Annotated in this window: 21 protein-coding genes and 3 pseudogenes; 7 read left to right on the top strand and 17 right to left on the bottom strand. The window is 64.1% G+C overall.

Translation table 11 applies throughout. The features are described 5' to 3' along the window. Nucleotides 1-49: 49 nt before the first annotated feature. From AX769_RS21160 to AX769_RS21135, 6 genes and pseudogenes are all read right to left on the bottom strand, one after another. On the bottom strand, nt 50-1,501 hold the full coding sequence (locus AX769_RS21160) for an NAD(P)/FAD-dependent oxidoreductase (protein ID WP_066284281.1): 1,452 nt from the start codon (nt 1,499-1,501) through the stop codon (nt 50-52). Further along, nucleotides 1,501-3,254: pseudogene (locus tag AX769_RS21155) on the bottom strand (glycoside hydrolase family 15 protein). Before AX769_RS21155 ends, AX769_RS21160 begins: the two are co-directional and overlap by 1 nt. Then, complete coding sequence (locus AX769_RS21150) at nt 3,251-3,583, bottom strand: hypothetical protein (protein ID WP_066284278.1); 333 nt, start codon at nt 3,581-3,583, stop codon at nt 3,251-3,253. Before AX769_RS21150 ends, AX769_RS21155 begins: the two are co-directional and overlap by 4 nt. After that, nucleotides 3,584-5,189 (bottom strand): annotated as a pseudogene (locus AX769_RS21145) (cytochrome c oxidase subunit I). 637 nt (nt 5,190-5,826) lie between these two features. After that, nucleotides 5,827-6,654 carry an AI-2E family transporter gene (locus tag AX769_RS21140; protein ID WP_157887854.1) on the bottom strand — a complete coding sequence of 276 codons (828 nt, stop codon included), beginning with the start codon at nt 6,652-6,654 and terminating at the stop codon, nt 5,827-5,829. 119 nt (nt 6,655-6,773) lie between these two features. After that, a complete protein-coding gene (locus tag AX769_RS21135) occupies nt 6,774-7,649 on the bottom strand; it encodes a bacteriorhodopsin (RefSeq protein WP_066284275.1) in 876 nt (291 codons plus the stop codon). A gap of 136 nt (nt 7,650-7,785) precedes the next feature. Between AX769_RS21135 and AX769_RS21130 the strand changes: the two genes are divergently transcribed. Continuing rightward, complete coding sequence (locus AX769_RS21130) at nt 7,786-8,427, top strand: DNA-binding response regulator (RefSeq protein WP_369824124.1); 642 nt, start codon at nt 7,786-7,788, stop codon at nt 8,425-8,427. Nucleotides 8,428-8,519: 92 nt separating this feature from the next. Continuing rightward, on the top strand, nt 8,520-8,750 hold the full coding sequence (locus AX769_RS24535) for a hypothetical protein (protein WP_162269028.1): 231 nt from the start codon (nt 8,520-8,522) through the stop codon (nt 8,748-8,750). Between the two features lie 208 nt (nt 8,751-8,958). Here AX769_RS24535 and AX769_RS21125 read toward each other — a convergent pair. Continuing rightward, nucleotides 8,959-10,138 (bottom strand): IS3 family transposase gene (locus AX769_RS21125; protein ID WP_369824123.1). Its coding sequence is split into 2 segments (ribosomal slippage): nt 8,959-9,870 and nt 9,872-10,138, totalling 1,179 coding nucleotides; the frame shifts between segments, so codons are not numbered across the junction. Between the two features lie 482 nt (nt 10,139-10,620). Further along, a complete protein-coding gene (locus AX769_RS21115) occupies nt 10,621-11,907 on the bottom strand; it encodes an ice-binding family protein (RefSeq protein WP_162269027.1) in 1,287 nt (428 codons plus the stop codon). A 338-nt stretch (nt 11,908-12,245) separates the two neighbouring features. On the opposite strand from AX769_RS21115, the gene AX769_RS25820 reads away from it, so the two are divergent. Continuing rightward, complete coding sequence (locus AX769_RS25820; RefSeq protein ID WP_255359435.1) at nt 12,246-12,368, top strand: hypothetical protein; 123 nt, start codon at nt 12,246-12,248, stop codon at nt 12,366-12,368. Nucleotides 12,369-12,391: 23 nt separating this feature from the next. On the opposite strand, the gene AX769_RS21110 is transcribed toward AX769_RS25820, so the two are convergent. Further along, nucleotides 12,392-13,594 (bottom strand): GAF domain-containing protein, encoded by a 1,203-nt coding sequence (locus AX769_RS21110; protein WP_066284268.1) that lies wholly within the window; start codon nt 13,592-13,594, stop codon nt 12,392-12,394. Nucleotides 13,595-14,045: 451 nt separating this feature from the next. On the opposite strand from AX769_RS21110, the gene AX769_RS21105 reads away from it, so the two are divergent. Further along, nucleotides 14,046-14,612, top strand: a complete 567-nt coding sequence (locus tag AX769_RS21105) for a hypothetical protein (RefSeq protein ID WP_239452099.1) — start codon at nt 14,046-14,048, stop codon at nt 14,610-14,612. 44 nt (nt 14,613-14,656) lie between these two features. Here the strand turns inward: AX769_RS21105 and AX769_RS21100 are convergent, their stop codons facing one another. Next, nucleotides 14,657-15,100 (bottom strand): PRC-barrel domain-containing protein, encoded by a 444-nt coding sequence (locus AX769_RS21100; protein ID WP_066284266.1) that lies wholly within the window; start codon nt 15,098-15,100, stop codon nt 14,657-14,659. A gap of 554 nt (nt 15,101-15,654) precedes the next feature. On the opposite strand from AX769_RS21100, the gene istA reads away from it, so the two are divergent. Beyond that, nucleotides 15,655-16,869, top strand: a complete 1,215-nt coding sequence (istA, locus tag AX769_RS21095) for an IS21 family transposase (RefSeq protein ID WP_066284264.1) — start codon at nt 15,655-15,657, stop codon at nt 16,867-16,869. Beyond that, a pseudogene (gene istB / locus AX769_RS21090) lies at nt 16,866-17,680 on the top strand (IS21-like element helper ATPase IstB). The gene istA and the pseudogene istB overlap by 4 nt, the downstream one beginning before the upstream one ends. Nucleotides 17,681-17,789: 109 nt before the next feature. Here istB and AX769_RS21085 read toward each other — a convergent pair. The 3 genes from AX769_RS21085 to AX769_RS21075 form a co-directional block, all read right to left on the bottom strand. Next, a complete protein-coding gene (locus AX769_RS21085; RefSeq protein WP_082764151.1) occupies nt 17,790-18,950 on the bottom strand; it encodes an MFS transporter in 1,161 nt (386 codons plus the stop codon). A 451-nt stretch (nt 18,951-19,401) separates the two neighbouring features. Next, on the bottom strand, nt 19,402-20,352 hold the full coding sequence (locus AX769_RS21080) for an aldose 1-epimerase family protein (protein WP_066284261.1): 951 nt from the start codon (nt 20,350-20,352) through the stop codon (nt 19,402-19,404). A gap of 209 nt (nt 20,353-20,561) precedes the next feature. Further along, the gene (locus tag AX769_RS21075) at nt 20,562-21,458 is read right to left on the bottom strand and encodes an EamA family transporter (RefSeq protein ID WP_157887853.1); all 897 of its coding nucleotides are present in this window, start codon (nt 21,456-21,458) and stop codon (nt 20,562-20,564) included. A 68-nt stretch (nt 21,459-21,526) separates the two neighbouring features. On the opposite strand from AX769_RS21075, the gene AX769_RS23365 reads away from it, so the two are divergent. Then, complete coding sequence (locus AX769_RS23365; protein WP_082764150.1) at nt 21,527-22,057, top strand: CGNR zinc finger domain-containing protein; 531 nt, start codon at nt 21,527-21,529, stop codon at nt 22,055-22,057. Nucleotides 22,058-22,157: 100 nt separating this feature from the next. Here the strand turns inward: AX769_RS23365 and AX769_RS21070 are convergent, their stop codons facing one another. The 4 genes from AX769_RS21070 to AX769_RS21060 all read right to left on the bottom strand — a co-directional run bounded on the left by AX769_RS21070 (nt 22,158) and on the right by AX769_RS21060 (nt 25,834). Further along, nucleotides 22,158-23,390 carry an ABC transporter substrate-binding protein gene (locus AX769_RS21070; protein WP_066284259.1) on the bottom strand — a complete coding sequence of 411 codons (1,233 nt, stop codon included), beginning with the start codon at nt 23,388-23,390 and terminating at the stop codon, nt 22,158-22,160. A gap of 298 nt (nt 23,391-23,688) precedes the next feature. Next, nucleotides 23,689-23,880 (bottom strand): hypothetical protein, encoded by a 192-nt coding sequence (locus tag AX769_RS24345; protein WP_157887852.1) that lies wholly within the window; start codon nt 23,878-23,880, stop codon nt 23,689-23,691. A 61-nt stretch (nt 23,881-23,941) separates the two neighbouring features. Continuing rightward, nucleotides 23,942-24,373 carry an SRPBCC domain-containing protein gene (locus AX769_RS21065; RefSeq protein ID WP_066284466.1) on the bottom strand — a complete coding sequence of 144 codons (432 nt, stop codon included), beginning with the start codon at nt 24,371-24,373 and terminating at the stop codon, nt 23,942-23,944. A gap of 144 nt (nt 24,374-24,517) precedes the next feature. Further along, complete coding sequence (locus tag AX769_RS21060) at nt 24,518-25,834, bottom strand: ATP-binding protein (RefSeq protein ID WP_157887851.1); 1,317 nt, start codon at nt 25,832-25,834, stop codon at nt 24,518-24,520. Nucleotides 25,835-25,918 lie beyond the last annotated feature (84 nt).

Below are 25,918 nucleotides of genomic sequence, written 5' to 3'. Positions count from 1 at the left end.
AGCCAATGTGGTGGCAGGTGTCGGGTGCGCCGGAAGTGCGCGGTATGGGTCAGTCTGGTGCGAGTGACGGCATCGTTGCGATCCCAAAAGTGTGCCGGAGGGCGGAACGTGCGGCGTACCAGCCGGCCAACCCATGCACGCCGGGACCGGGCGGGGTCGACGAGGAACACAGATACATTCCGTCGACCGGGACCCGCCACGGGTCTGTGGAGAGGATAGGGCGGGCGAGGAGCTGATGAAGGCCCGCACGTCCTGCGGCGATGTCACCGCCGACGTAGTTGGCGTCGTACTGCTCGGTGCCTGCGGCGGTCCGCTGATGGGTGGCGAGGATGGTGTCCCGGAAGCCGGGGGCGAAGCGTTCGATCTGGCGGATGATGGTCTCAGTCTGGTCAACGTTGGAGCCGGTGGGGACGTGCGCGTATGTCCAGAGGACATGGCCGCCCGCGGGGGTGCGGCTGGGATCCAACGGGGTGGGTTGCGCGGCGAGGACGTAGGGTGCGGCTGCGTGTTGTCCGTGCGCGACCTCCCGTTCAGCGCGGGCGATATCGGTGCGGCTGCCGCCGACGTGAACCGTCCCGGCCTTTGTGAGTTCTGCGACGGCCCAAGGCACGGGTACGTTGAGGGCGAAGTCGACTTTCGCGGTTCCGCTGCCGTACCGGAACCGTTCCAGGCGCCTCCGGTACAGGTCGGGGAACCGGCGCCCGCTAATGCGAAGCAGCTCTCGTGGTGACACGTCGAACACGACCGCGCGGGCGCCATCCAGGGAGCCGATGTCATCCACCTGGTGGTCGGTGATGACCTCTCCACCGTGCTGTTCGAGGTCGTCAATGAGCGCGTGGGTGATGGCCTGGCTACCACCCACAGGGACCGGCCAGCCGCGGGCATGGGCGTAGGTACCAAGTGAAAGCCCGGCAGCGGCCGCGGCAAGGGCGGGGAGCGGCAGGATCGCATGCGCCATCACCCCGGTCAGCATCGCCGGCGCGACATCCTCTTTGAACCCGGTGCTCCAGAGCCTCGTGCCCTGCTGAAAAGTGCGACATGCGAATTGCAGGGCCGTGCCCGGATGGCGAGGTGCCCGAAGCAGTGAGGACCCGGCTAACCGGGCAACTTGGTCGGCATGCTCGACCAGGGGGCCAAACAGGCGCCGCCAGGTAACACCGTCCTGGCCGAGCCCGTCGACGGTGCGTTCCAAATCGCGGTAAGCGATGCCTGCTTGCCGGTGATCGAGGGGGTGGGCGTAGGAAATGTCCGGGGTGACCAGGGGGATCCGTTCGGCGAGCCGGAACTGGCGGAAAAACGCCGACGCGACCGCCATCGGATGCACCGCCGAACAGTTGTCGTGCAGAAACCCGGGCAGGGTGAGTTCGCTCGTTCTCGCCCCACCTCCCGCGGTCGGTTTCGCTTCGAAGACTTGCACGGCGAGGCCAGCGCGCGCCATGGTCACGGCGGCCGCGAGACCATTGGGTCCTGACCCGACGACGACTACATCCGGCTGGTGCATCATGTCGTTTCCTCAGGGGTTCGGGTGAGGGTGGAGGCGGTTTCGATGAAGAGGGCGTCGACGAACGCTTGGGGGAGGTTGCCGCGCATTTGTCGTTGGGCGACGTCGTATTCTTCGGAGAACACCCCGGGGGTCCCTCTGGCGGCCCGGTTCCGTTCGAACCATCGTGCGGCCTCAACCGGCCGCCCCTGTTGATGCAGGGCAAGAGCGGTCATGAATCCGCTCAGCAGGAAGGCTCCTTCGCTGTCTCCGAGAGGCCCGGGACTTTGCCGGAACCGGTACATGAACCCGGTCCCGCCGAGCTCGTCTAACACTGCGTCAAGGGTCGCGATGGTTCGCGGGTCATCAGCAGGAAGGGCCCCGCGGACGGCGGGGATGAGCAGCGCGGAGTCGACTCGGTCATCGGTGGGGGTCCGCTGCCACCGGCCCGACGGGTGCAGGCCCGACTGGGCGGTGTCGGCGAGGATGGTGTCAGCCAGGGCACTCCAGTCCGCACCGCGACCTGTGCCTGCGTGGTCGGCGATGGCGCGGAGCCCGGCAACGCACGACAACCGGGAGTGGGTCCACACCTGGTCGTCGAGTTCCCAGATCCCGGCCTCCGGCTGGCCCTGTTTGGCCCGGATGACCTCAATTGCTAGCTCGACGGCTTTCCACCCGTCCGGCGGGAGTCGGTCGTGGCCTGCTGTGCAGGCGAGCAGAAGGAGGGCTTCGCCTAACGCGTCGAGTTGGAATTGCTGGTTTACCCAGTTGCCGATTTTGTCGGTGCCGCCCGGGTATCCCGGCAGGCCTAACTTCTCCTCATCCGGGACAGGCCCGCCGTCCGTGGTGTAGGCGGGCTTCAGATCTTTGCCATCCGCGAGAAGCCGTCCGGTGACGAAGGTGACGGCGTCGTCGAGGAGGGCGAAGTCGCCAACGGACGCGGCAGCCTGACCGGCGTAGCACTGGTCCCGGATCCACGCGTACCGGTAGTCGTAGTTACGGTTCTCCCCGAACCGTTCCGGTAACGACATGGTCGCCCCGGCGACCATGCCGCCGCCCCGTGTCGTCAGTCCGTGAAGGACCGCCAACGAGTGCCGGACGTCCTCATCCGCCAAGGTCCCGGTCACGTCCGGAACAATCATCGACCAGGATGCTTCAGTTGTCCGCCATGCCTCGTCGGCGTCGATCGGGTCTTCGAGGGGCTGTTCGGAGAGTTCCAGGACAAGGTCAAGGCGATGGCCGGCTTTGACGGTGACCGTGGCGGTCAGAGAACCGTTATCACTGCGGGTGGCCTGTGGGGCGCCACTCCACCGCACATGCAAGGGGCCGGTCCGCCCGGTCCACGTGCCGTCTTTGAGAGCCGCGCGGGTGAAAGCGTGCTTCCCGAACCCGTGCCGCGGATTCAGGACAACATGCACCTGGACATCCTGGTCCCCAGCGATGATCCGGCGAAGAAGGACGACTTTGTCAGCGTCGCCTGGGTAGGCGAGGGCGTCACGGCATTCGATTCGTTGGGTGGGTGTCGTCCACCGGTTCCGCCAGATAAGGGACCCGTCCTCGTAGTGGCCTCCCCACACAAATGCGTCAGCGGTCGGGGTGACCGCGTAGATTCCGCCGCCGCCGATCAGGTGGGAGAACACGGCCGGGGAGTCCCAGCGGGGCGCGCAAAGCCAGGAGATGTCCCGCGGGGGCCGATGAGCATGCCGCGTTCTCCGTCACCGCTGAACGCGTACTCGCGGAGGACGAATAGAGGGTAGTCGTGGAGGAGGGTCACCGTGTCTCGCCGCCGGCGAAGACCACAGCGATGGCCGCGTTGACGGTCGCGGAGGTCTTTCGGCGGGGGTCCGTGGCGGCGACGGCGACCATCGTGCCGGCGTGGATGACGTCAACCACGGCTCCGATCCGGTGCGCTATCCGATCCTTCGCCATCAGGAGGATGACGGCTTGGAGGAGGTGGCGTGCTCCGAGGATTCGGATGAAGATCCGCTCCCGAGCGTCGGCGGGATGTCCGAGGAGATGCTCTGCGACCTGGTTGGGGAGGAGCAGTTCAGTGAGCCCCAACGGGGCGCGGACGACTTCCAGGGTGGTGGCTCGAGTAGTCATTTATTTTGTCTTTCCGTCGGAGAGGTCATCGACGTCAGCGTCGGAGGAGTCCTTCAGAGGCCCCACCCCTTTGGGGCGGCCGGCCTCGGGGTGGTTGAGGTCAAAGGCGGGGCTTTCGGAGCGGATCCGGGGGATGGTGGTGAAGTTGTGCCGCGGCGGCGGGCATGAGGTTGCCCACTCGAGGGATCGGCCGTACCCCCACGGGTCGTTCACTTCCACTTTTGGTGCGTTGCGGGCGGTGATGTAGACGTTGTAGAAGAAGGGGAGCATGGAGATGCCGAGCAGCATGGCGCCGGTGGTGGAGAGCTGGTTCATCCAGGTGAATCCGTCGGAGGGCTGGTAGGTGGCGTATCGGCGGGGCATACCGAGGACGCCGAGCCAGTGCTGAATGAGGAAGGTGGTGTGGAAGCCGATGAACAGTAGCCAGAAGTGCATTTTCCCGAGGCGCTCGTTGAGCATCCGGCCCGTCCACTTGGGCCACCACAGGTAGAACCCGGCGAACATCGCGAAGACGACGGTGCCGAAGACGACGTAGTGGAAGTGCGCCACGACGAAGTACGAATCGGACACGTGGAAATCCAGTGGTGGCGAGGCGAGGATCACGCCGGTGAGCCCGCCGAACGTGAAGGTGATCAGAAAGCCGATGGCCCAGAGCATCGGCGTCTCGAAGGTGATGGACCCAGCCCACATGGTCCCCACCCAGTTGAATATTTGACCCCGGTAGGGACTGCGATGAGCATCGTCATCAGCGAGAAGAATGGGAGGAGGACGGAGCCGGTGACGTACATGTGGTGCGCCCACACGGTCACGGAGAGGGCTGCAATCGCGATCGTGGCGTAGACGAGGGTCTTGTATCCGAAGATCGGTTTGCGGGAGAAGATCGGGATCGTCTCCGAGATGATGCCGAAAAAGGGCAACGCGATGATGTACACCTCGGGGTGTCCGAAGAACCAGAAGAGATGCTGCCAGAGGATCGCCCCGCCGTTGGCGGGGTTGAACACGTTCGCATCGAACACCCGGTCGAACCCGAGACCGAACAGGGCAGCGGCCAGGACCGGGAATGCCATGATGACAAGGATCGAGGTCACCAGGGTCGTCCAGGTGAACTGGGACATGCGGAACATTGTCATTCCGGGGGCGCGCATGGTGATGATGGTGGTGATGAAATTGACCGCGCCGAGGATGGTGGAAAATCCGGTCAGTGCGAGGCCGAATACCCACAGGTCCCCGCCCACGCCGGGTGTGAAGGTGGTGTCGGAGAGGGGCGCGTAGGCGAACCACCCGAAGGACGCCGCCCCGTACGGGGAGAAGAACCCACTCACGACGACGATCGCGCCGAAGAAGTACAACCAGAAGGCGAACGCGTTCAGCCTTGGGAACGCGACGTCGGGTGCTCCGATCTGCAGTGGCATCAGGGCATTGGCGAACCCGGAAAAGAGGGGGTGGCGAACAGCAGCAGCATGATGGTGCCGTGCATCGTGAACAGCTGGTTGTACTGCTCTTTCGTCGCCACCACCGAGAGGCCCGGTTCGAATAGTTGCGCCCGAATGATGAGTGCCAGCACCCCAGCGATCAGAAAGTAGCTAAATGAGGTGATCAGGTACATGTTCCCGATCACTTTGTGATCCGTCGATGTCGCCCAGGAAACGATCCGGTTGCCCTTGCGGCCGACGCGGGTCGTGACGAACCGGCCGTCTGCCATTCCGGGCGTGGACGAAGCGGTGGTGGGTCGGGGGCGTGGGTGGTCATCTGCTGCGCCAATCAGTCGGAAACAGGGGCTGATGAAACATGCCCGAGGTTTAAAGGAGGCCTGCCTCGAAAGGGATGAGGTGGCATGGCTTTCACACTGGTTTTCTCTGAACCTTTTCTACGGCGTCTTTGCAGGGACGATGGCTGGCAGGTCGGGGGCAGCCTGGCGTGACACTATTCCTCCAGAATCCCCAGCGTCAATGTCCCCGGAGCATCAGCCAGTTGGGCGGTGAGTGGGGAAGGGTCCGAGTCGGCGCAGGACGAGGCAACGAGGGAAACCGATTGGCGGCATCATGTGGTGCCGGGCCCTGCTGTTGCGGGCAGGGGAAGTGTTTGTTGAATGTCGGTGGTGCCTTGTCGGGCGGCTCGGATCATGGAGTTGCCGACGGAGACGAGGGGGACGGCGAAGAATCCGCCGGGGATACCGGCAAGGGTCGTGCCGGCGATGACGGCGAGGAGGATGCCGAGGGGGTGGATGGCAACGATCGATCCCGTCAGGAACGGGTGAAGGACCCCCCCTCGAGCTGTTGGACGAGGATGACGATGCCAAGCATGACGAGCGCCGCCACCCAGCCCTTGAACAGCAGAGCGATAAGGACCGCGAGGGCTCCGGCAGCGAACGCGCCGACGACGGGGATGAACGCCCCAATGAACACGATGACGCCGATGGGCGCCGCCAGAGGCAGACCGAGGATGAAGGCACCGAGGCCGATGCCGGCAGCGTCGGTTGCGGCGATGACGATTTGGATGCGTATGAAGTGGGTGAGGGTTTGCCAGCCCGCCTCGCCCGCGACGCTGAGCCGGGGTTGAGCTTTCCTGGGGAACAAGGTGACCACCCACTGCCACATGCGTCGTCCACCCGTGAGGGTGAAGATGGTGACAAAGATGACAATGAACAGACCTTCACCGAAGTCGACGAGTCCACCGCCGGCGACGGCGAATCCTGCTTCGAGCTGTGCGGCGTGGCCCTCGATGAACGAGCGCACCGTGGACCCAACGGTGTCAACGTCCAGGGTGGGTAGTTGCAGGGTGCTGTGCTTGGCGAAATGTTGGAGTTGCTCGACCACCGCTACGGCGCGGTGTTGCAGGCGGGGCAGGGACGCTTGCACCCGCCACAGCACCAGAAACACCAGGACCGCGATACCGGCGAGGACAGCGACCAAGCTGGCGATGACGGCTACCCATTTGGGCCAGCCGTGTCGTTGCAGCCAGTTACTGAATGGGACCAGTAAAGCGGACACGACAATCCCGATCATCAAGGGAATAACGACATTCGATAACCGCGTCGCGACCCAGAGCGCGGCCGCGATCGCAGCTCCCACCACCAGAAGGCGCCCGGCGAACGCGGCCGCAACCCGTAACCCGTCTCCGGAACCCGAAGGGCGTGGTATCGAGTCCACGGCCGGGGATGACGGTGCGGGCTCCGGGCCAGCGACGCCGGTCATGCCCGGGGGCCGGCGTAAGGCGGCAGGACACCGTCTGAGAGTTTCTGGGAGGAGATCCAGACGGATTCCGGGAGGGTGTCGATTCCGAGGGTGACGTCCTGTGAGGAGCGGATCTTCGCGATCTTGTGAATCATCGACCCGAAGCCAACCTTGGCGATGATGTCCGCGACCGACAGGATCACCTGCATCCAAGTGATGATTGCACCCCCGTGCCCCCACCCTTGCAGCCCGAAGATCACCGGGTACGCCAGCCACGTCACAACCAACAAAATGCCGGCGTTGCGGAGGGTGCTGGCGGCTTCCGTCCCGGCCAAGTCCCGGCGCCCTTTCGCGACGACGTAGACGATGAGGACGTACAGGATGACCATGAAGATGCCGGAGATGATGCCCCACAGCCACAGGGCGCCCATGTTCGTTCCGGAGTCAATGACCACCCCGCCGATGTAGCCGGTGGAGATCATCAGGAACGCGGCCCCCACACCAATAAAGCGGAGACGACGTGCCGCTGCACCCGCGAGGGTGGCGACGGCGAGCAATTCGATGATCAGCAACGGCACGGTGACGGTCCAGTCGAAGTACCTCGGCGCCCAGGACAGGATCGCGTTCGAATCGGGAACCCAGGTGTTCCCGCGACGGTGGTAGCCGATCGCGAACTCGACCACCAGAAGCAGATAAGACAAAAACGCGATCCCCGTGATCGCCATGCCCGCGTAGATCCCGCCCCGGAACCGGGAGGTGACCTCGTTACGGGATGTCCACGATTTGACGAAGAACGCAAACAACGCCAGACCCGCGACGGAGAGGACGTAGATGATGATCGAATGCTCGGCCAAGGTGAGGTGAACTTGCCACGGGGCGTAACTGTCGAGCATGAGGTCCTTCCCAGAACGGTCAACGGGCATCGCAGGAACGCGACCTCCCCCAGATAACCGCAACAGGTGGGTGGCGTGTGTCACCCCTGGGGGTGATAAATTCGGCTGCATGTCGCCAGCTGAGGGTCCTGTTCGGGTGGCGTTGATCAATGACTATGAAGTCGTCCTCGCCGGCCTGTCCCAGATGTTGAGCCGGTACCGGAGCCGCATCGAGGTGGTGGAGATTCATGCCCGGACGAGGGTCACCGTCCCCGTGGATGTGGCCTTGTACGACACCTTCGGGCAGCCGGAAGACGACGCGGCCGAGGTCAGAAGACTCGCTGGGAACCCCAGGAACCGCCACATCGCCCTGTACACCTGGAAGGTGGATCAGGACCTGATCGACTCCGCCCTGGCTGCCGGGGCTCGCGGTTTTCTGGCCAAAAGTATGGCTGCGGTGGAACTGGTTGACGCGCTCGAGCGGATTGCGCACGGGGAGACGGTGGTCAGCGCACCGCAGCAACGTATCCGCCCTGCTCCGGCTGTGGAGTGGCCGGGCCGATCCATCGGGATCTCCGATCGGGAGTCCGAGATCTTGGCACTGATCACGCAGGGCAAACGGAACATCGAAATCGCGTCTCTCACGCATCTCAGCGTGAACACCGTCAAAACTCACATCCGGTCCCTGTATGGGAAAATCGAAGCCGAAAACCGGGTCGACGCCGTCATTTGGGGAACCCAGCACGGGTTCCAACCCGACCACCGCAGCATCGACTTGTGGATGGGCGAGAAGGACTAAGGCTTATTTCGTCGGGTCCTCGGGCGGAGCGTCCCCAAAGAACTTTCCTCGTCGTCGTACTAGAGGAAAAGCCTGAGGTTCTAAGGCACGCTGTGGCCGAGGCGGCAAAAGTGGCGCCCATCATGTCTCCAACTTGCGGTAACTCGAAGTCCGGCAAATGCGGCGTATCGGGAGAGTGCAATGTGGCCAGATTCGGCCCACCGGAATGGGTGTCCGACCGGGCCGGCGACCGTGCTGGTGTGAGCGAGAAAAGCGTCATCGCGGGCCGCATCGGGATGGGTTTCCACGACAATGTGTCCTCCGACCGCCATCAGGTCTTTTGATCGGCGAAGGAGCTGTTCGGGGTTTCCTCCGATGCCAATGTTCCCATCAAGCAAGAGCAGCGTTCCCCAATGGCCTTCTTGGGGGAGTGGGTTGAACACGTCTGCCAGGATCGCCGGTAATTTCCGGCTGTGGGCGATCGCGATCGCAGCAGGTTCCGTGTCGACCTGAGCTGCTGCGGGGTTTTCGGACAGCGGATTTGGTGGTTTTCTACGCTGCCAGGGCTGGCTGCTGGTAACTGTAGTGGACTTCGTTTGGCCGCCGGTAGCCGAGGGCGGAGTGGCGCCGGCGGCTGTTGTAGAAGCCCTCGATGTAGGCGATGACATCCCGCCGGGCCTGCGCCTTCGTCGCATACACGGTGCGGTAGACGAGCTCGTTCTTCAACGCCGAGAAGAATGATTCGGCCATCGCGTTATCCCAGCACACGCCCGTTCTCCCCATCGAGGAACGCATCCCGAGACTGGTCACCAGGGCCCGGAACTCGGCGGAGGTGTAAACGCTGCCACGGTCCGAGTGCCAGATCGCGTCAGGGTCGATCCTGGTCGTGGCAGCCGCGTTTCGGAGGGCGTCGGCGACAAGTTCGGTGCGCATATGGTCAGCGATCGACCAGCCGACGACTTTCTTGGAGTAGCAATCGATCACGGTTGCCAGGTACATGAAGCCCTGCCAGGTGTGGATGTAGGTGATGTCGCCGACGAACTTCACCCCGGGCCGATCCGCGGTGAAATCCCGGTTGACCAGGTCCGGCAGGGTTGCGGCATCATCACCGTCGGTCGTGACCCGGAATGGGCGCGGCTGGCAGGCCACCAGGCCTTCCTGGCGCATGACCTTCCGCACCAGCTCGGGGGAACACCAGGTGCCCTCGTCGGTCAGGTCGGCGTGGACACGCCGATACCCGTACGTGCCGTGGGACGCGTCGAAGAAGTGCCGGATCCGTTGGGTGAGGGCCTTGCGGCGGCCCGCGGTCACGGACAGTGGGCGGGACGCCCAGTGATAGAAGCCCGAGGTCGACACCTGCAACCAGCGGCACATTCTCGTCACCGGGTGCGCCACGGACGGGTCGTTCTTCTGGGAGTCGATGTATTCGTACTTGCTCACTACCGCTGCTCCCGGGCGATAGTCAAGCGCTGGCTTTTTTTAGAAACGCGGTCTCCGACCGCAGCTCTTGGTTCTCCCGCTCGAGTTCTTTCAGACGCGCTCGTTCGGTCACCGTGAGCTCCGTGTCCGATCCGCCGTGGGCGTTTCGGTACTTCACCAACCAGTTCCGGAGGGTTTCGGGACCGACCCCGTAGGCCTCGGCGACTTCCCGGATCGGCTTCGAGGTGGAAATCACCTCGTGACACAACTCGTCCTTGAATTCCTGGGTAAATCGTCGACGCGATGCGGACATGCTGCTCTCTCTTCCAGTAGCGCCCACATTTTAAGAGGGCCCACCGTCCGAAAACTCCGCAGCAAATCACACCCCGGACGAGGCGGGCATGGCTTGCCGCGGCGGCGGCGGTCGCTGAGGGTCTTTCGACTCCACGCTGACGGCAATTATCCGGCTGGTTCTGATGGTGGGAGGCTGCGGTGTAGCTGGCCGGTGTGCCGGGCGCGAACAAAACAGTGGGTGGTGAGCTGTTTGGTAGCCGGATCCGTCAGTGGTGTTTCGGACCCACAGGACTTGGCTGGGCTTATTCTATGAAAGTACAGGAGAGCCAATTCATTTAGGTGCGTGGGTCGGTGTGTCTTGTGACTGTGTGTTTCTAGTTGCCGCGTGAGTGCGTGCGTGGTGGGTTGGGAGAGGGTCGCGGTGGCGCTTCCAGGTTGTGCCCGCATGGCGGTGCGGAGTGTCAGGGTTTGTGAGTCTGCTGGCATCGGCCTTTCGTGGTTTTAGACACCCATTCGGTGTCGCCGCGGCCGCGCGGGGCGCCTCCGATGTGAGGTTCCGAGGAGGGCGAGTCCTGCGAGGAGAAGCACGGTAGCGCCGATGAGCGGGCCGGTCGGGTTGCTGCCTGTGAATGCGAGTTCACTCGTGCCTGTTGACCCGTTCGAGGAGTTCCCGGGAACGGAGGTCGTCGATGTCGGCACCGTCGCGGAGGCCGGTGGTGTCGGTGTCGGTGTGGGTGTGGGCGAGGTCACGGCTGCGGCGCGGACAGTGACCGTGTAGATCGCGGACACGGACGGGAGCGCACCGTTCGATGCGGTGATGGTGACGGGTGTTGATCCTGCTGTCGTCGGGGTGCCGGTGATCTCGCCGGTGGTGGCGTTCAGGGTGAGGCCGGCCGGAAGGGTGCCGGAGGTGACCGTGTAGGTCGGTGTCGGTGTGCCGGTGGACGTGACCGTGAAGCGGTAAGGGGTTCCGACGGTCGCGGCCGTCGGTGTGCCGGAGGTGATCGCGGGGCTGGGCGTGGTGACGGGGGCGCTCCCGGAGGTACTCACGGGTGCGCAGCCTGTCGGGGTGGTGATCGTGTTGGTGTCGAGGGTCACGGCTGCGTTGTTGGCCAGCAGTCTGCCGACGACGGTTGCACGGGTGGTGGCAGTGATGGATTGTTTGGCCAGGATGGTGCCTTGGAACTGGGCGGCGCTGCCGAGGGTTGCTGAGCTTCCGACCTCCCAGAAGACGTTGCAGGCGGACGCGCCGCCGGTCAGGGTGATCCTGGTGCCTGATCCGATTTTCAGGGTGCTGGCGGCTTGGAACACCCAGACCGATTCAGCCGTTCCGGCCAGGGTCAGCGCCCCGTTGTTCGAGAGGGAGAGCGCCCCACCGGAGTAGACGCCTGGTGTCAGGGAGAGACCGTTGAGTTGGGTGAGCCCGGAGGTTGTGGGGGTCAGGCTGGCGGCGGCGTTGAAAGCTGTCGTCGTGTCCGCTTGCGCCCCGGTGGCGACCGCGTCGGTCTGATGCAGGGTCCCGGTCCCGGTGAGGGTTGCCGGTGGGAAGCCGGTGATCGACGTGCCGGGTGAGACTCCGACATCGCCGGCGATGACGGAGGGGCCAGTGTTGGTGATAGTGCTCGCACCGAGAACGCCGAATGGTACAGCTGTTCCGAGATCGATCGGCCCGTCGAGGGTGGTGGCGGCCTGCGCCGTCCCAGCAGCAGCGACGCTGAGGATTACACCGAGGACGATGGCTGTTCCGGCGGTGGGCACCGTCCGGCGAAAGAATGATCGAGTGAACACGCAAGGCCCCTGCCGACGTCGTGATTCGGGGAATCGGCCCACTGCCGGAATGCCCCTGCGAGTGTGATCGCTCGAAGACTCGAGCGGCAAAAGAGTAACGACGCGGCGCAAGCGACGCGTGTCCACCTCGCCCAAATCGAGGTCTCGGCTGGCACCGTGCGTGAGCGCGGCTGTTCCCTTCTGACAATAGGGGAACCTGAAATTGTCGCTACCCCCCGTACGGGGTCATGCATTGCGGCAGCGACGATGTGGATCGTGGTGGATGTGACGGGTCGGCTGCACGGTGGGGTGACATCTGATCTGGGTTGCCCGGGTGGGCAGCCTGGAACGATGTTCCCGTGCCAGAGCCCTACCCTGCTGACTTCCGTGAGGATGTCGTGCGCGTCGCGAAGAACGGCGAACCCGGAGTGACGATCGAGCAGATCGTGAAACATATCGGAGTCCACCTCGCGACACTTTAGACACGTTTGGGGTCTGATCCTCGCTACTGACTCGGGGTGTGGCTCTTCCAGAGGATTGTTTGGGCTTGTTGGGCGAGTTGCCGGAGTAGTTGGGTGTCGTCCGGGGTGAAGTGGCGGGGCTTGGTGTCCATGATGCAGAGCGCTCCGATCCGGTACCCGTCGGGGGATTCGATCGGATAGCCGGCATAAAACCGGACCCCTGGGCTTTCGGTGACGACGGAGTAGTGGGCGTAGCGGGAGTCGAGGGTGGTGTCTTCGATGACGAAGTGGGTGGCGCGGCGGATCGTCATGTCGCACAGGGACTCTTCCCGCGGGAGGGTGACGGGTTCCATGCCGGTGGCGGCGGGCATCCGTTGAGTATCGGTGTCGATCAGTGTCACGGCGGCGATGGACGTCCCGAATACCCGTTTCGCGGTCTCGGTCAGTGCGGTGATTGCGTGATCGGTGTCCCGGGTGAGGGGTGTGAGTCGGGTGAGGGCGTGTTGTCGGCCGATCTCGTCGGGTACTTCGGTTCGTGTGCCGTGCATGCTGGGGGCGTCGAGGAGTTCCGCGACCTTCGGGGCAATGTTTTTTGCCCACCGTTCGTAGGCGTGGGCGCCGTCTGGTTCGTACGTGTCGCCGTGGGTGAAGAGAACGAACCTCGCATGAGGCCGTGACGTCAAGAGGTCCTGGGTGGCGGCGTTCAACTGTTGCACGTGTCGGTCAACGACCCGCGCCAGGATCCTTGGGAAGTGGGGGTTGATGGCGAAGAACGGGATGGAGAGGACCACGGTGCCGGTTTCTTCGCCGGTGCCGTCTTTGATCCGGTCCAGGAGCCGGGTGATGTCGCGCCGCCAGCGGGCGACGGGAGTGAGGTTGAGGGCTTCGTTGGCGCCAAGGCTCAGAAGGATCGCGTCGAACCGGGACAGGTTCAGGTCGGCGATCGCGAGGAGGCTGGTGGCGGCGGTCATCTCGGCGGTGACGACGATGTCGACGTCGGTGGCCCTCCCGGTGAGGAGGGTGAGGTTGCGGGCGAGGTAGCCGGGGAGGCCGAGGTCGTGGGTGAGGACCCCACGACCGGTGGACGCCCCGTCGCCGGTGATGAGGATCCGGTCGGGGTCGGTTCCTGGGGCGTGGACGTGGGGGGAATCCGCGGCGACGACCGCGCGTCGCCACGAGTGAGCACTGGCCATCAGCCACCAGGCCACGAGTGGGCGGACGAGGAGGTGCACGAATTTATCCGCCATGAGGGAACTTTCCAGGAGTTCCTGACCGTCCGGGAAGAATGTTCCCGTGGCCGCTGATCGTGCTCCGGGAACCGGTGTCGGCGGCCAGGCCAGAGGGTCAGGTCCAGGGCTGGTGCCGCTCACAGCGAGGTCTAGGCCGTGACGTGACCGACGGGAACAGTGATGTCGGTCTTTGGACCGTAACGCTATTTCTCCTGGCCGAGCAATGCTCGTAGCGAACATCTCCGGGAAACGGGAACAGGTGTGGCCGGCCGCTGATACTTGTGCGGGCGGGATGGAGGGGCGTTCCGCGTTAGTGCGGGGTGCGGCCGGCACCAAGACGCACTTGCCGCAACAATGAGCAGGTGCGGGGTTGGGGACCGAAAAACGTTCTTAGAGGTCGCGCCGATAGGTGGGGTGTGGCGGTGACGTGGGGCGGGCACGAGCCCTGTTAAACACGGTTTCGGTCAAGATTCCGTGGCTTTTCAGGAGTGCCTCGTGCCTACCGTCCTACTCTTTCCTCATCGAGCCCATCTGGGCCCAGTTCGAAGCGCTCATTCCGCCAGTCATCGATGATCACCCCTTCGGTGGGCACCGCCCGCGGATCGCAGATCGGGTCGTCTTCGACAAGCTCGTGCAAGTACTCGTACTCGGCACCGCGTACGTGAAGATCGCCGACAGCACCTGCGACTCCGGCAAGACCCGTGAACTGCTGAGTACGCTCGGCTGCGCTTGGGTGATCAGTACCAAGGGCACTCCGCTGCAAACCGGCGCCCGCTGGGTCGTGGAGAGAACGAATTCGTGTCACACCCGCAGATTCCGCAAGCTCCAGATCTGCACCGAGCGCCGCACCCGCGTCATCGACGCGTTCATCGCCCTCGCCGCCGCGATCATCACCACCCGCAGACTCATCCGAGAAGCCTGGACCCGCTACCGCTGGGACACCAGACCCACCCGAACCATGACCCATCGGCGCGATCTCATACGCCTGGTTGTCAATGCTGTGAGGGAACCGGCGGTGGTACGGGCTACCGAGTAGGCGCATCCGTATCTCAGACCCCACCGGCGAAAGCGCCGGCCGGATCACGCGCGTCGCGGATCCTCACCCGTCCGGCCGGAGTAGGAGGGGTAGGCGTAACCGAAGCCCCAGAAGGGGAGAACGCCGTAATACCCGTACGTGTTTTCGTAGAAGTTGCTGGGCTCCTCTATCAGCTCCGGGTCATAGGCCGGTGCCCCCGCGACTTTGTCGCTGGTCTGGTTCAGGTGGACGGTTTCCGGGTCGATGTGGGTGATCGCATCGACGGGGATCAACGATTTCTCTTTACCGAGCCCAAGGAACCCGCCGGTGGTGACTTCGAGGAAGCGCACCCGTTGTTCTTTGTCGTCGATGAAGAGAGCATCGATTTTCCCCAGATCCTGGCCGTCCTTGTCAATTACGCGTCGTCCTCGGATGTCTTCCTCGGTGGTGTCGACGGTTTCGTCGGTGTCTTTGAGCCGGGTCAGGGGGCTGTGATCGGCGGGTGTCATGGTGTGGTCCTTCCAGACGGGTTGGTTGTGGTGATGCTTCGGTGTGTGCAGAACTTATTCTCCGCCTGAGGGGCGGGGGAGTGCCGGGGGTGGATGTTGACCCAGGAGGGGCGGAGGGCGCAGATTGCGGCGACGAGTGCTGCGGGGGCGAGGAGGCCGCAATATGTGGCGGTGAACCACGCCAGGGCGGTGCTCCATTGCAGGAGGTCAAGCCCGGTGAATGCGGCCACGCTCCCCGCGACGAAGAGGACACCGAACGAGCGGAGCCGTGACCGGTAGGGAGCGGATTCGGTGCCGGCCCGATAGGTTTTTGCATGCGCCGAAGCTGCCGCATCGTCCCCGGAGGTGCGTGGCGGAGCCATTCGTGACGTTGTCATCACGCTCCGCCCGTCATCAGGACGTCGCCCGGTTCTTCCGTGGTGTTGGCGGGGACGAGGGTCATGTCGCGACCGAGGAAGTCCTCGTATTTGAGGATTCGCCACGGATGTCGACGACGTTCGAATATGAGGCCATAGGGACGCTTGAAAATGAGGCCACCCAGACAGATTGGATGGGTGATTACTTTGGAAGATTGGGCCTTGATCAGGAGGCTTGTCGCGGACGGTGTCCCGCAGCGGCAAGTCGCTAAAGATTTGGGGATCGGGCGGGCGACGGTCGCGAGGGCTGTGACGTCGACGAGTCCGCCGAAATATGAGCGGCCGCCGCAGGAGACGTCGTTCTCGCCCTTCGAGGCGCGGGTGCGGTCCTTGTTGACCGAGCACCCGCAGATGCCCGCCACGGTGATCGCGGAACGCGTCGGCTGGTCGGGATCGATTACCTGGTTCCGTGACAACATCCGGGGCCTGCGCCCTGAGCAGGCCCGCGTGGACCCGGCGGATCGTTTGGTCTGGGAGCCAGGAGACGCCGCGCAATGCGACCTCTGGTTCCCACCGAAGAAGATCCCCCTCGAGGACGGGACCTCGAAACTGTTGCCGGTGCTGGTGATCACGCCCGCGCATTCACGGTTCGTCCTGGGCCGGATGATCCCGACGAGACACACGGAAGATCTTCTGTTGGGGTCGTGGGAATTGCTTCAGCAGTTGGGTCGGGTCCCGAGGCGGCTGATTTGGGACAACGAGGCCGGTATCGGTCGGGGACCGCGCCGCGCGGCCGGGGTGGCGGAATTCATGGGGATGCTGGCGTCGAGGCTGGTGCTGCTGAAACCACGGGATCCGGAATCGAAGGGGATCGTGGAGCGCCGCAATGGCTGGTTCGAGACGTCGTTCATGCCAGGCCGCACGTTCGTGTCGCCGGCAGACTTCAACATGCAGTTCACCGACTGGCTGAACCTTGCGAACTCGAGGATCGTGAGGACCGTGAAAACGCGGCCGGTGGATCGTCTGGACGCGGACCGGGCCGCGATGCTGCCCCTGCCGCCCGTCGCGTTGCAGGTGGGCTGGAGAAACAGGGTCCGTCTCGGGCGGGACTATTACGTCCGAGTGGACTCCAACGATTACTCCGTCGACCCGACAGTGATCGGTCGCCTCGTGGATGTCACCGCGGACCTGGACCAGGTCCGAGTCCGGCTCGAAGGCCGGGTGATCACCCAGCACGCCCGGGTCTGGGCTCGCGGCGCCACGATCACCGACCCCGCCCACGTCGCCACGGCAAAGATCCTGCGGGAGCAGTTCCAACAGCCTCGTGCGGTCGTCCCGGACGAGGACCTGTCTCGAGACCTGGCCGACTACGACCGAGCATTCGGGCTGACCGGGACCGGAGCGATCTCATGACCACGCCCACCGACGCGTTGAAAGAGATCACCTACCTGGCAGGGGCCCTCAAGGCGCCGCGGATCCTCGAGGCCGCAACCCGGCTCGCCGACCAAGCCCGAGACGCCGGCTGGACCCATGAGGACTACCTCGCTGCCGTGCTCGAACGGGAAGTGTCCGCCCGGAATGCTTCCGGCGCCCAGCTGCGGATCCGCGCTGCGGGTTTCACCGCCCACAAAACGATCGAAGACTTCGACTGGGACGCTCAACCCACCATCCGGCAAACCATCGGCGCCCTGTCCTCGGGCGGGTTCCTCACCGAGGCCCGAAACGTGGTCCTCTTGGGGCCTCCTGGCACCGGGAAAACTCACCTCGCGACCGCGCTCGGCATCATTGCCGCGCGCAACGGGCACCGGGTGCTGTTCGCGACCGCGACCGACTGGGTCACACGCCTCACCACCGCCCACCAGCAGGGCCGCCTCCCCGCCGAGCTGGCCCGGTTGAAACGCTACGGACTGATCATCGTGGACGAAGTCGGCTACCTCCCAATCGAGCAAGACGCGGCGAACCTGGGCCCATGGCCGGTGTTCCCGGCCAGGGAGTCTTTCAACTTGTCTCGTCCCGCTACGAGCACGCCTCCCTCATCCTGACCTCGAACCTCGCGTTCTCCAGCTGGGGTGGTGTCTTCGGCGATCAAGCCGTCGCCGCCGCGATGATCGACCGCATCGTCCACCACGCCGACGTCATCACCCTCAAAGGCGCCAGCTACCGTCTCCGCGGTCGCGGGATCGACAGCCTCCCCAGCATCAAAACCCAAGAACAGGCACACTAGAAACCAGAACCAGTGGCCTCGAATTCACCCGCCGCATCGGCCCCAAATTCGAACGTCGCCGACACTCTGGTCCCCCTTTTTATCGGTGAGCCAGGGTTCTGCCGCCCCGTCAACCGTGTCGAGTGCGAGACTGGCGCCCCAGCAAAGCCGCTGACAATGCTGCGAGTACCGCGCCAGCGAGAACCACCACCGTCGGCGGTCCGATCGAAAGCGCGGCAGCCCCAATAGTCGCACCAGCAAAGATGGCCAGGTTGAAGCTCGAGTTGATGACGCTGGGCGCAAGTCGCTCCGCCCCGACAAAGGAAGTTATCCCGATGCTCTGGATCAGCGGAACCAACGCGCCGTAGCCGAGTCCCCATACCCCCATTCCCACGAATGCGAGCGCCGACGAGGACTGCGGCTGCACTCCGAGCCCTATGAGGGCGAGTGCGCCAGAAATCAGAAGTGCTGCGACTGCCGAGGCTAGGTGCGGCGCGACCTTGTGGGCGATGCCAGCTAGTGCGGAGCCGGCGGCCGCGCACACACCGAAGGCGAAGAATGCTGCGGCAATCCCACCCTGGTTGAGGCCGACGTGATGAAGGAACGTGGCGATGTAGGTGTAGGCGAGATAGTGACCCGTGAGAAGAAGCGTGATCAGCAGCGCCGATGCCACCACCGGTCGTCGAGCAAGAGTCTTCACCTGGTCGCGAGTCCCGGACTGCGGCTCCGGTCTGGAGCGAGGAAGAAGGATGGCAAAGAGGGCGGCGGCAATGAGCAGGAGGCCACTTGCGACGAGGAAGATATCGCGCCAGCCAAATACTGCGCCAAGAGCTGTGCCCAGCGGAACCCCGAACGCGAGGCCGCACGTGACCCCTAACCCGATGATCGCCAACGCGACACCCCTGCGTGCTGGCCCGGACAGCTCTGCAGCAGTGACGAAAATGATGCCGAAAAAGGCGGCATGCACCCCGCCGCCAACCGCTCGAAACACGACTGCCTCGACGAAATTGGTCGAGAACGCAAATCCCACATTCGCGATTGCGAACCCTGCCGCAAGGATGGCTAACGTCCACCGACGAGATAGCGAGGCCAAGGCGACGCCCAGCGGGATGGAGCCAATCGTCACCACGATGGCATACACCGACACGAGGGTCCCGGCAGTTCCCTCACTCACGCCAAAACTGTGGCCGATCCGAGGCAGCAGGCTCACCGGTAGAAGCTCAGTTGACAAAGCAACAAAGGTTCCGGCAGCAAGCACGAGCAGCGAAGCGAACGGCAGACGACCGGACATCCATCACCCTCCTCGCTGGCCTTGCGGATCTCACATCCGGCACAATCAACGAGACAAACCCGCCATCTGCTGATCGAATCTATTTTCGCCGGTATTTTGGCATCGGTCCCCCGGCGGTCGAGTGTTCTCGAGGGGGAACGGGCCTAAAAATGAGTCCAAGCTCTTAAAAGGCAGGAAACAGGGCATGAGCAGCGCGACGCAGCCGACGACCGAGGGGCCTGGCGGTGCCTCGGGTGCGGTGGCTGCGAGACGGGTCAACCGGGGAAACGCGATCCCGGCGTAGCGGTCCGGCCCGGAGTTGGCGGCGGCGGAGTTGGCGGACGCGTCAATCTCGGAGAACACCCGGAGGGACGCCTTCATCAGATAAATAGGAAGGACACCGCAAAAGAACCCTCACCGGAAGATCGGGATCGGAATCGAGGCCGTGCCGGTGGCGGTGGCTGGAGGCTAGTCAGAGAGAGGATTTTGTTCCGAGCGTGGAGGTATCCGAGAGTCGTGCTCCCCATGTTGTTGTGATCGACTCTCCTGATGGAAGCCGGATCAGATTTTCGCCGGTTGCGTAGGCGTTTGGTGGGCAGGTCATGGGTTCGGATCCGAGACCTTTCCGGCGTCGGGGTTCTTCGAGGGTGTCCGCCGTGTACAGCTCGATGAAGGAGTAGGTGTGGTCGACCCACAACGACGCGGTTTGTTGGTCTTGACCGGTCAGGTGCACCCATGCGCGAGCGTCACTGTCGCGGGCTAAGCCGGTGAATGCGAAGTCGATCTTCACGTCGCCAATCTTTTTGGGTGCCCGAAAATCGAAGGCTGTCCCCGCGACTGGTTCGGTGCCGGTGGGCAACTCCCGTTCGGGGTCCGTTGTGATGCGGGTGGTCGCCTCGAGCTGCAGGATGCAGTCGTCAACCTGGCCGGCGGCGCCGGGGGAGAGATAGGGGTGTTGCCCACAGCCATAGGGGAGGGTGTTCTGACCGGAATTGCGCGCTGTGGTGGTGACGGTCAGTCCGTCGGGTCCGAGGGTGTACTCGATGCGGACGTCGAGTACGAAGGGGTACCCCTCGAGGGGGAATAGCCGGACCGCCATCACCACACGATGTTCCTCATGCTCGATGGCGATCCAGGGGCGCCAGGACAGGAAGCCGTGAATTGCGGTGTGTGTGGTGGGCTCGGTGAGAGCAACTTGGTAGTCGGTTCCGTTGAACGTGTACCGCCCATCGGCGAGCCGGTTCGGCCAGGGGATCAGTGGTGTCCCATGGGCGCCGTCGCGCATCACAGCCGCAGCGTACGGCTGCAGCACATCTCTACCGGAGTGCGTGTAGGACCGGATTCCGCCGCCGACTTGGACGATTGTGGCCCTCTGCTCACCGTGTCGTATCTCGAACTGGTCACCCGATGGGAAAACACTCATGGTCGCCAGTGTGCCCCCGGTCGGGACGACGCGGTAACTTTCGGCTCGAGAGCGGCACGGGAGCTCGTCGAAATTGGCTCACCACCCCACGGGACGTGACCATGCTGCCCTTGTCCGGAAGCTGAACGGTTACCGTGCATGAAGGGGGCGGGTCGGCGGGGAACCTCATGCTTTCCGGCGAGGTTCTCTGCGGGGTGTGGGCGACGTCTTCAGCTGAGTGAGAGGGTGACGCTGGCGGCGATGCCGAGGCAGATGCCGCCGAGCTGGATCATGGTGAGGCGTTCGCGCAGAACGATGCTCGCAAGGAGGATGGTTCCGACCGGGTAAAGCGCGTTGAGGACACTGACGGTGGGAAGAGTCGTCGGCGTGGGACTCACGTGAAGCGCGGCCTGGATAAAGACGTTCGCCGCGGCGTCGAGGACTCCGCAGGCGATCACCATGAGCCAGAAGCTGCGGCCGAGCGTGGGCGTCTGCGACCCGGGTGCCGAGGTTGGGGCCCTCCGCCGCTTCGTGATGAGCAGTGCCGCGACCATCAGGAGTGCCTGTGCCGCCCTCGCGACGACGAGAGGGGCGACCCCCTCAGCCGGAGAGGTCATGTCATACGCAAGGACAAGCCCACCGAACCCGCAGCCGGCGACCGCGGCCATGAGAAGACCGCGGAGAGTCACGTGGGCCCCTGAGGTGTTGCGGCTGACGCTCACGAGAACGACCGCCAGGATGGCGACGACGATTGCCGCGATCGCGACCGGAGACAGGCGCGTTCCGAACGCGACCGCGGCAACCACGGGCAGGATCGCGCTGAACACGCTCGTGACCGGCGACAGCACACTCATGGGCCCGATCGACAGCGCCGTGTATAAGAGCAGGACGCCGACTGAACCGGATGCCCCGGCCACAGCACCCCAGATGAGGGCGCCCGGTGTGAAGCGACCGCCCAGGAGAACGAGACCGAGGAGAAGGGGGCCAATGCCGATGGTTGCGGTCAGCGAGGTCACTGCCAGGGGCCGAGTCCGGCGGGCGGAAAGCCCTCCGAGGAAGTCCGCGAAGCCGTAAGTGAGCGCACCCGACAAGCCGAGCAGAACGGTGAACATCCCGATGCCTCTCACGAGCTAAATGGTTTAGATAGTAAGTGCACGCTACGCGAGCAAAGACGTTTCGGTCGTATGATGTTGTCATGAGCAACGGTCAGCCGGGAGGGCGGGTCCCGGCTCCGGGCGGCCTGGCTTTCGTTCAGGCTTTTGTGAATACCGCGGACCTGGAATTTGGTATCGACGAACTAGATGAGGAGCACGCAGGCGCCTGGGTCCTTGCGTGGGGGATTCCGGGCGCGTGCGAAGTGGATCGACTCCGCTTGATGCTTTTCCGCGATGCCCTCCGTGACTGGGTCTTTCAAGGTGGGGTCCGCATTCCAGATCAAGTCGCGGCATTTATTGATTCGGCGAGGCTCACCGTCGTGGTTCGCGATGGTGCTGTCGTCAGCGCGGGGAAGGGTGCACTGGACGCCGTCATCGGCCGCGCTGTGGACGCGATCCGTGCCGCGATCCTGGATGGCTCATGGCGGCGTCTGAAGCTTTGCGAACGCAGCATCTGTCGTTGGGCCTACTACGACCGGTCCAAAAACAATGCGGGTCACTGGTGCTCGACAGACATCTGCGGCGCCCGTGAAAAAGCGCACCGGGCCTACGCCCGACGAGCTGACGCGTGACCTGCCCGTCCGAATCGCGACCTTGTGTCGGCCGGCGCACTCCGAGGAACCTTCATCGTTCGGAGTGGGTGCACGAGGGAAGATCGAGTATGGATGGTGGCTAGGGGATTGTGATGCTCACTCCGTTCTCAGCGTCGATGGCGGAGGCGGCCTCGATGGCGCGCAGGTAGTCGACCGGGCTCACGACGCCGTCGATCATGCCTCGGAAGTTGTCGATGCTCGCGGCTTCTGCCGTCGGCGAAAGAAAGGTCCAGGTTGCATAGCCGAATGACCCGTCGGCGACGGCGTCGGTCAGGGCAGTCGTTGTCGCAGCGAACTGCGAAGTCGCGACCTCTTTGAGGGCAACGGTGTCGGAGTCCGTCAATGGGAGATTCCAGTCGCCCGGGAGCCGCTGCGCAAAGCGCCGACGTACCTCGGCGGCGAAGAGGGCATCCAGAACGGCGGCTGCGGCTTTGGGGTGCGCGCTGGAAGAATTGATGCAGAGGATGCTCGCCGTACCCATGAGGTATGTCGGCGTGGGAACGGCAGGGCCGAGAGAGGGAAAGGGAGCCACCCCGATGTCCGCCTCTCGCCCAGCGAAAACCGTGCGTGCGTCGTCGAATGCCCAGGTCAGCGTGGGGGCCATTGCGGCTACGCCGGTGGCGATGTCGGCAAAGCCCTCGGGCGCCGTCCGCGTGAAGTACGCGTCACCGAACCAGCCACGGTCGAACCATTCTTTCAACAAAGTCAAGGCCTCCACGAAGGTCGGGGACGTCCAGGGCAGATCGCCCCGCAGGACCTTTCTCACGGCCGCGGGTCCGGCCGCATGGTTCAGAATCAGCGACAAATACCATTCGCATGATCCGGGGAAGTCGACCGAGCCGGCGCCGAACGGCACGATGTTCTCAGCCATCATCTCGTCTGCCAGGGTTCGGAGCTCGACAGCAGTCGTCGGGGGAGACCACTGGTGCTTAGCGAAGAGCGCCCGATCGAAGTAAAGAAGCATGGTCTCAAGGCTTCGGGGCACTCCGAAGAGGTGCCCGTCGACCTGTCCGAGATCGCGTGCCGGCTTCAGGATTCGGCTGTCCCAGCGGAACCGGTGCGCAGCTTCATCCAGAGCAAGGACGCGGCCCGACTTCACCAGCGAGACGAAGTCCCCGGTCCGCGGGATCATGAAGATGTCCGGCCCCGTGCCGTCTTCGAGGGCCGCAAGCACCGCAGTCTGCGCGGCGGCGCCTTTGTCGACGAGATCGACGCGGATATCGAATCCGGACGCGTTGAACGGGGCGACGAACAGCTCCCGGAATTTCTCGGGCCTGGGCCCGCGGCCGAGCCACCAGGTGATGACGGTCATCTCATCGACGATAGATGAATTCTCGTCTCGCGATTCACATCGGTGGATTGTCCGAGCTGGAGCCCTCGAGGACTCACTTCCCCCTATGGCCGTCTCGACCCCCGGGGAACGATGCCTGAGCAGGTGCGCACGCCGGACGTTGACCGTTCGCCAATTTCGACTGCCGGAGGGTGCGCGTAGGGGAACGCTCATCGCGCACTGCGGGAGGTTCGCGACCTGGCGTTCGTTCTTGGGTACCCATCGCGGTTGCCCCTGCGAGGGATCAGGTTCCTCCTCGGGGGTCGATGGGGCAATCGCGTCAGCATGGGCGGGTCGAGGATGGTGACCGCTTCGAACGCGGGTCGCCACCTGAGGTGGTGTCGCTGTCGTGGTGGGGCTCTTCGCTGACACGTCCGGTGGCTAACCCGTGACTGAGGTTCTCGCGGCGCTCTTTGTTGTCCAAGATGATGTTCGTGGAACCATCCGGGTCGAAGTGGTGCAGGTTGGTCACGACCGTCACAGTAGGCGGCGCCCATAGAACCGGTGAAACGGGTCCGAGGGGAAGGTTGTGGTCAATGGCCTTCGGCGAGCCAGGCGAGGCGTTGCAGGGCTTCCCGGTTTCGGATGAGGAGCCCGATGTCGCGGACGGGTTTCGGGACGAGACGCCCGGGGCCACGGGCGGCGTCCTCGTGCATCCGGACCACGCAGCCGTCTTGGCGCGTTTGGATGTCGATGGTGACTTCGGCTTCACCGATCGGCCAGCCGCGGGCTTGAAACGTCGCGTGATGTGGCGGGTCCCATTCGACGCTGCTGGTGGTGTCATCGATCACCAAAGGCCACACCCCGAACGAGTGATGCAGTTTCGAGTCCGGGTCCGGCCAGGATGCGTCAACATCCCGGATGCGGGACGCACCCACGACCCAGCTCGGGAACAACCACCCATCGACAAGAACACGGAACACTGCTTCCGGGGTGGCTTTGATGAGCCGGTAGTTGGTTGCCATATGGGTCCCGCCAATCATGATCCGCTGAAGGTGGATGCCCTACAAGTCTCCTCGCCCCGGGGCTGTTTCGCATCTCCCTCGCTGGCCGAAAGCATGTGGGGTTGATCGCTGAGTGGCGGTGTTGGCAGGCGCGGTGACAAACCGTCACCGTGTGGTGGTGGGGTTGTTGGGGTTTTGGGGTGTGGGTGGGGTCCAGGTGAGGGTGGTGCGGGTGCCGTGTCCTGGGTGGGAGTTGATGGTGACGTGGCCGCCGATGGTCTCGACTCGTTCGATGATCGAGACTCGGACGCCGAGCCGGTCGCACCGTTGTGTGGTGTCGAATCCTTTCCCGTCGTCGGTGATGGTGATGGTGACGGTGGTGTGGGTCCAGGTGACGGTGATGGTGCGGAAGGTCACGGTGGGTCCGGCATGTTGGGCACTGTTGACGAGGGCTTGTTCGGCGGCGGCGAAGAGGGCCTCGGCCACGGTGAAGGGAATTGAGTGATCGGATGGGCCTGTTGTGGTGAGGGTGACTGGGATGCTGAGGTGTGTTTTCAGGGCTTCGAACCGGTCAGTGATTTCGGTCGCGGTTAGGGGGGCGTGGTGGCGGTCGAAGTCGTCTTCGGTGTCGGCAATGACGTTCAGGGACCGGAATGCCATTTGTGTTGCTAACCGGCGGGTTTGGGGGGTGTCGGCGCGGGAGGCCTGGAGCAATGTTGTCAGGACGCTGTCGTGTAGGAGAGCGTCGACGGTGTTTCGTTGTTTCTCGTACTCGTGTTCCTTGGTCGCTCGAGCGTATTTCGTGGTCGCGGCGGTGTAGGCGTGGTCGACGTGTGTGGCGGTGCGTCGAAGCAGCATGGTGATTGTGAGGACGGTGGTGCCGATGAGGAACGTGTAGCCGGCGTCTTGGAACGCTCGCGCGTATCCGACCTCACCGCCGGCAGGGGTGAGCCGAATGAAAACCCAGGTGGCGGAGAGGACGAAAATGTAGATCCCCGCGACCCATTCGTTGAATCCGACGGCGGCCGCGGCCATCGCGAGCCCGCACAGTCCCCAAATCCACGGGGTGGTGGGTTGTACGCGTGTGATGTCGGTCGCGGCGAAGGGCCAGGACACCACCATCAGCAGGTACGGGACGGCCACGAGGATCGCGGCGAGGCGCACCTGACGGATCGCGAGGCCCGCGATCGCACTGAAAGTCAGGGCGGAGAACAGGGTGAGCCCGAAGACCCATGCCCAGGTCTGGTTCATCACGGGCTGCCCTGTGAAGGCAGGCCCGATGCTCGTGGCGCCGAACAGGAAAGCGGTTCCGGCGTAGCCGCGTGCGATTACCTGCTCAATGAGGTGGGTGGTGATGGTGCGGGACGGACCCTCGTCGGGGTTGTTACGGACGATTCGTCCGACGTGCCCAAACATGCCCATTACTGCCCCCAGGGGCCTATGCCCTGCATGCGAGCGTAGATCAGCCGGCACGAGGAACACAGGTGGCTGTTGCCCCCAACCCGCGGGCCATCCACTTTCGGGAACCAGGATCCACTCAATGAACTTGGCGCGCTCGTCCGTCTT

The sequence above is a fragment of the Frondihabitans sp. PAMC 28766 genome (assembly GCF_001577365.1).
Lineage (GTDB): Bacteria > Actinomycetota > Actinomycetes > Actinomycetales > Microbacteriaceae > Frondihabitans.
This window is presented reverse-complemented; position numbering and strand designations above follow the sequence as displayed.

Bases quoted from the DNA above. Each gene is read 5' to 3' on its own strand.
- AX769_RS21085 (WP_082764151.1), bottom strand. From the start codon at position 18,950: ATGTCCGGTCGTCTGCCGTTCGCTTCGCTGCTCGTGCTTGCTGCCGGA.
- AX769_RS21160 (WP_066284281.1), bottom strand. From the start codon at position 1,501: ATGCACCAGCCGGATGTAGTCGTCGTCGGGTCAGGACCCAATGGTCTC.
- AX769_RS21070 (WP_066284259.1), bottom strand. From the start codon at position 23,390: ATGACCGTCATCACCTGGTGGCTCGGCCGCGGGCCCAGGCCCGAGAAA.
- AX769_RS21100 (WP_066284266.1), bottom strand. From the start codon at position 15,100: ATGACACCCGCCGATCACAGCCCCCTGACCCGGCTCAAAGACACCGAC.
- AX769_RS21135 (WP_066284275.1), bottom strand. From the start codon at position 7,649: ATGCTCGACAGTTACGCCCCGTGGCAAGTTCACCTCACCTTGGCCGAG.
- AX769_RS21080 (WP_066284261.1), bottom strand. From the start codon at position 20,352: ATGAGTGTTTTCCCATCGGGTGACCAGTTCGAGATACGACACGGTGAG.
- AX769_RS21065 (WP_066284466.1), bottom strand. From the start codon at position 24,373: ATGGCAACCAACTACCGGCTCATCAAAGCCACCCCGGAAGCAGTGTTC.
- AX769_RS21150 (WP_066284278.1), bottom strand. From the start codon at position 3,583: ATGACTACTCGAGCCACCACCCTGGAAGTCGTCCGCGCCCCGTTGGGG.
- AX769_RS23365 (WP_082764150.1), top strand. From the start codon at position 21,527: ATGAGCAACGGTCAGCCGGGAGGGCGGGTCCCGGCTCCGGGCGGCCTG.
- AX769_RS21110 (WP_066284268.1), bottom strand. From the start codon at position 13,594: ATGGCGGATAAATTCGTGCACCTCCTCGTCCGCCCACTCGTGGCCTGG.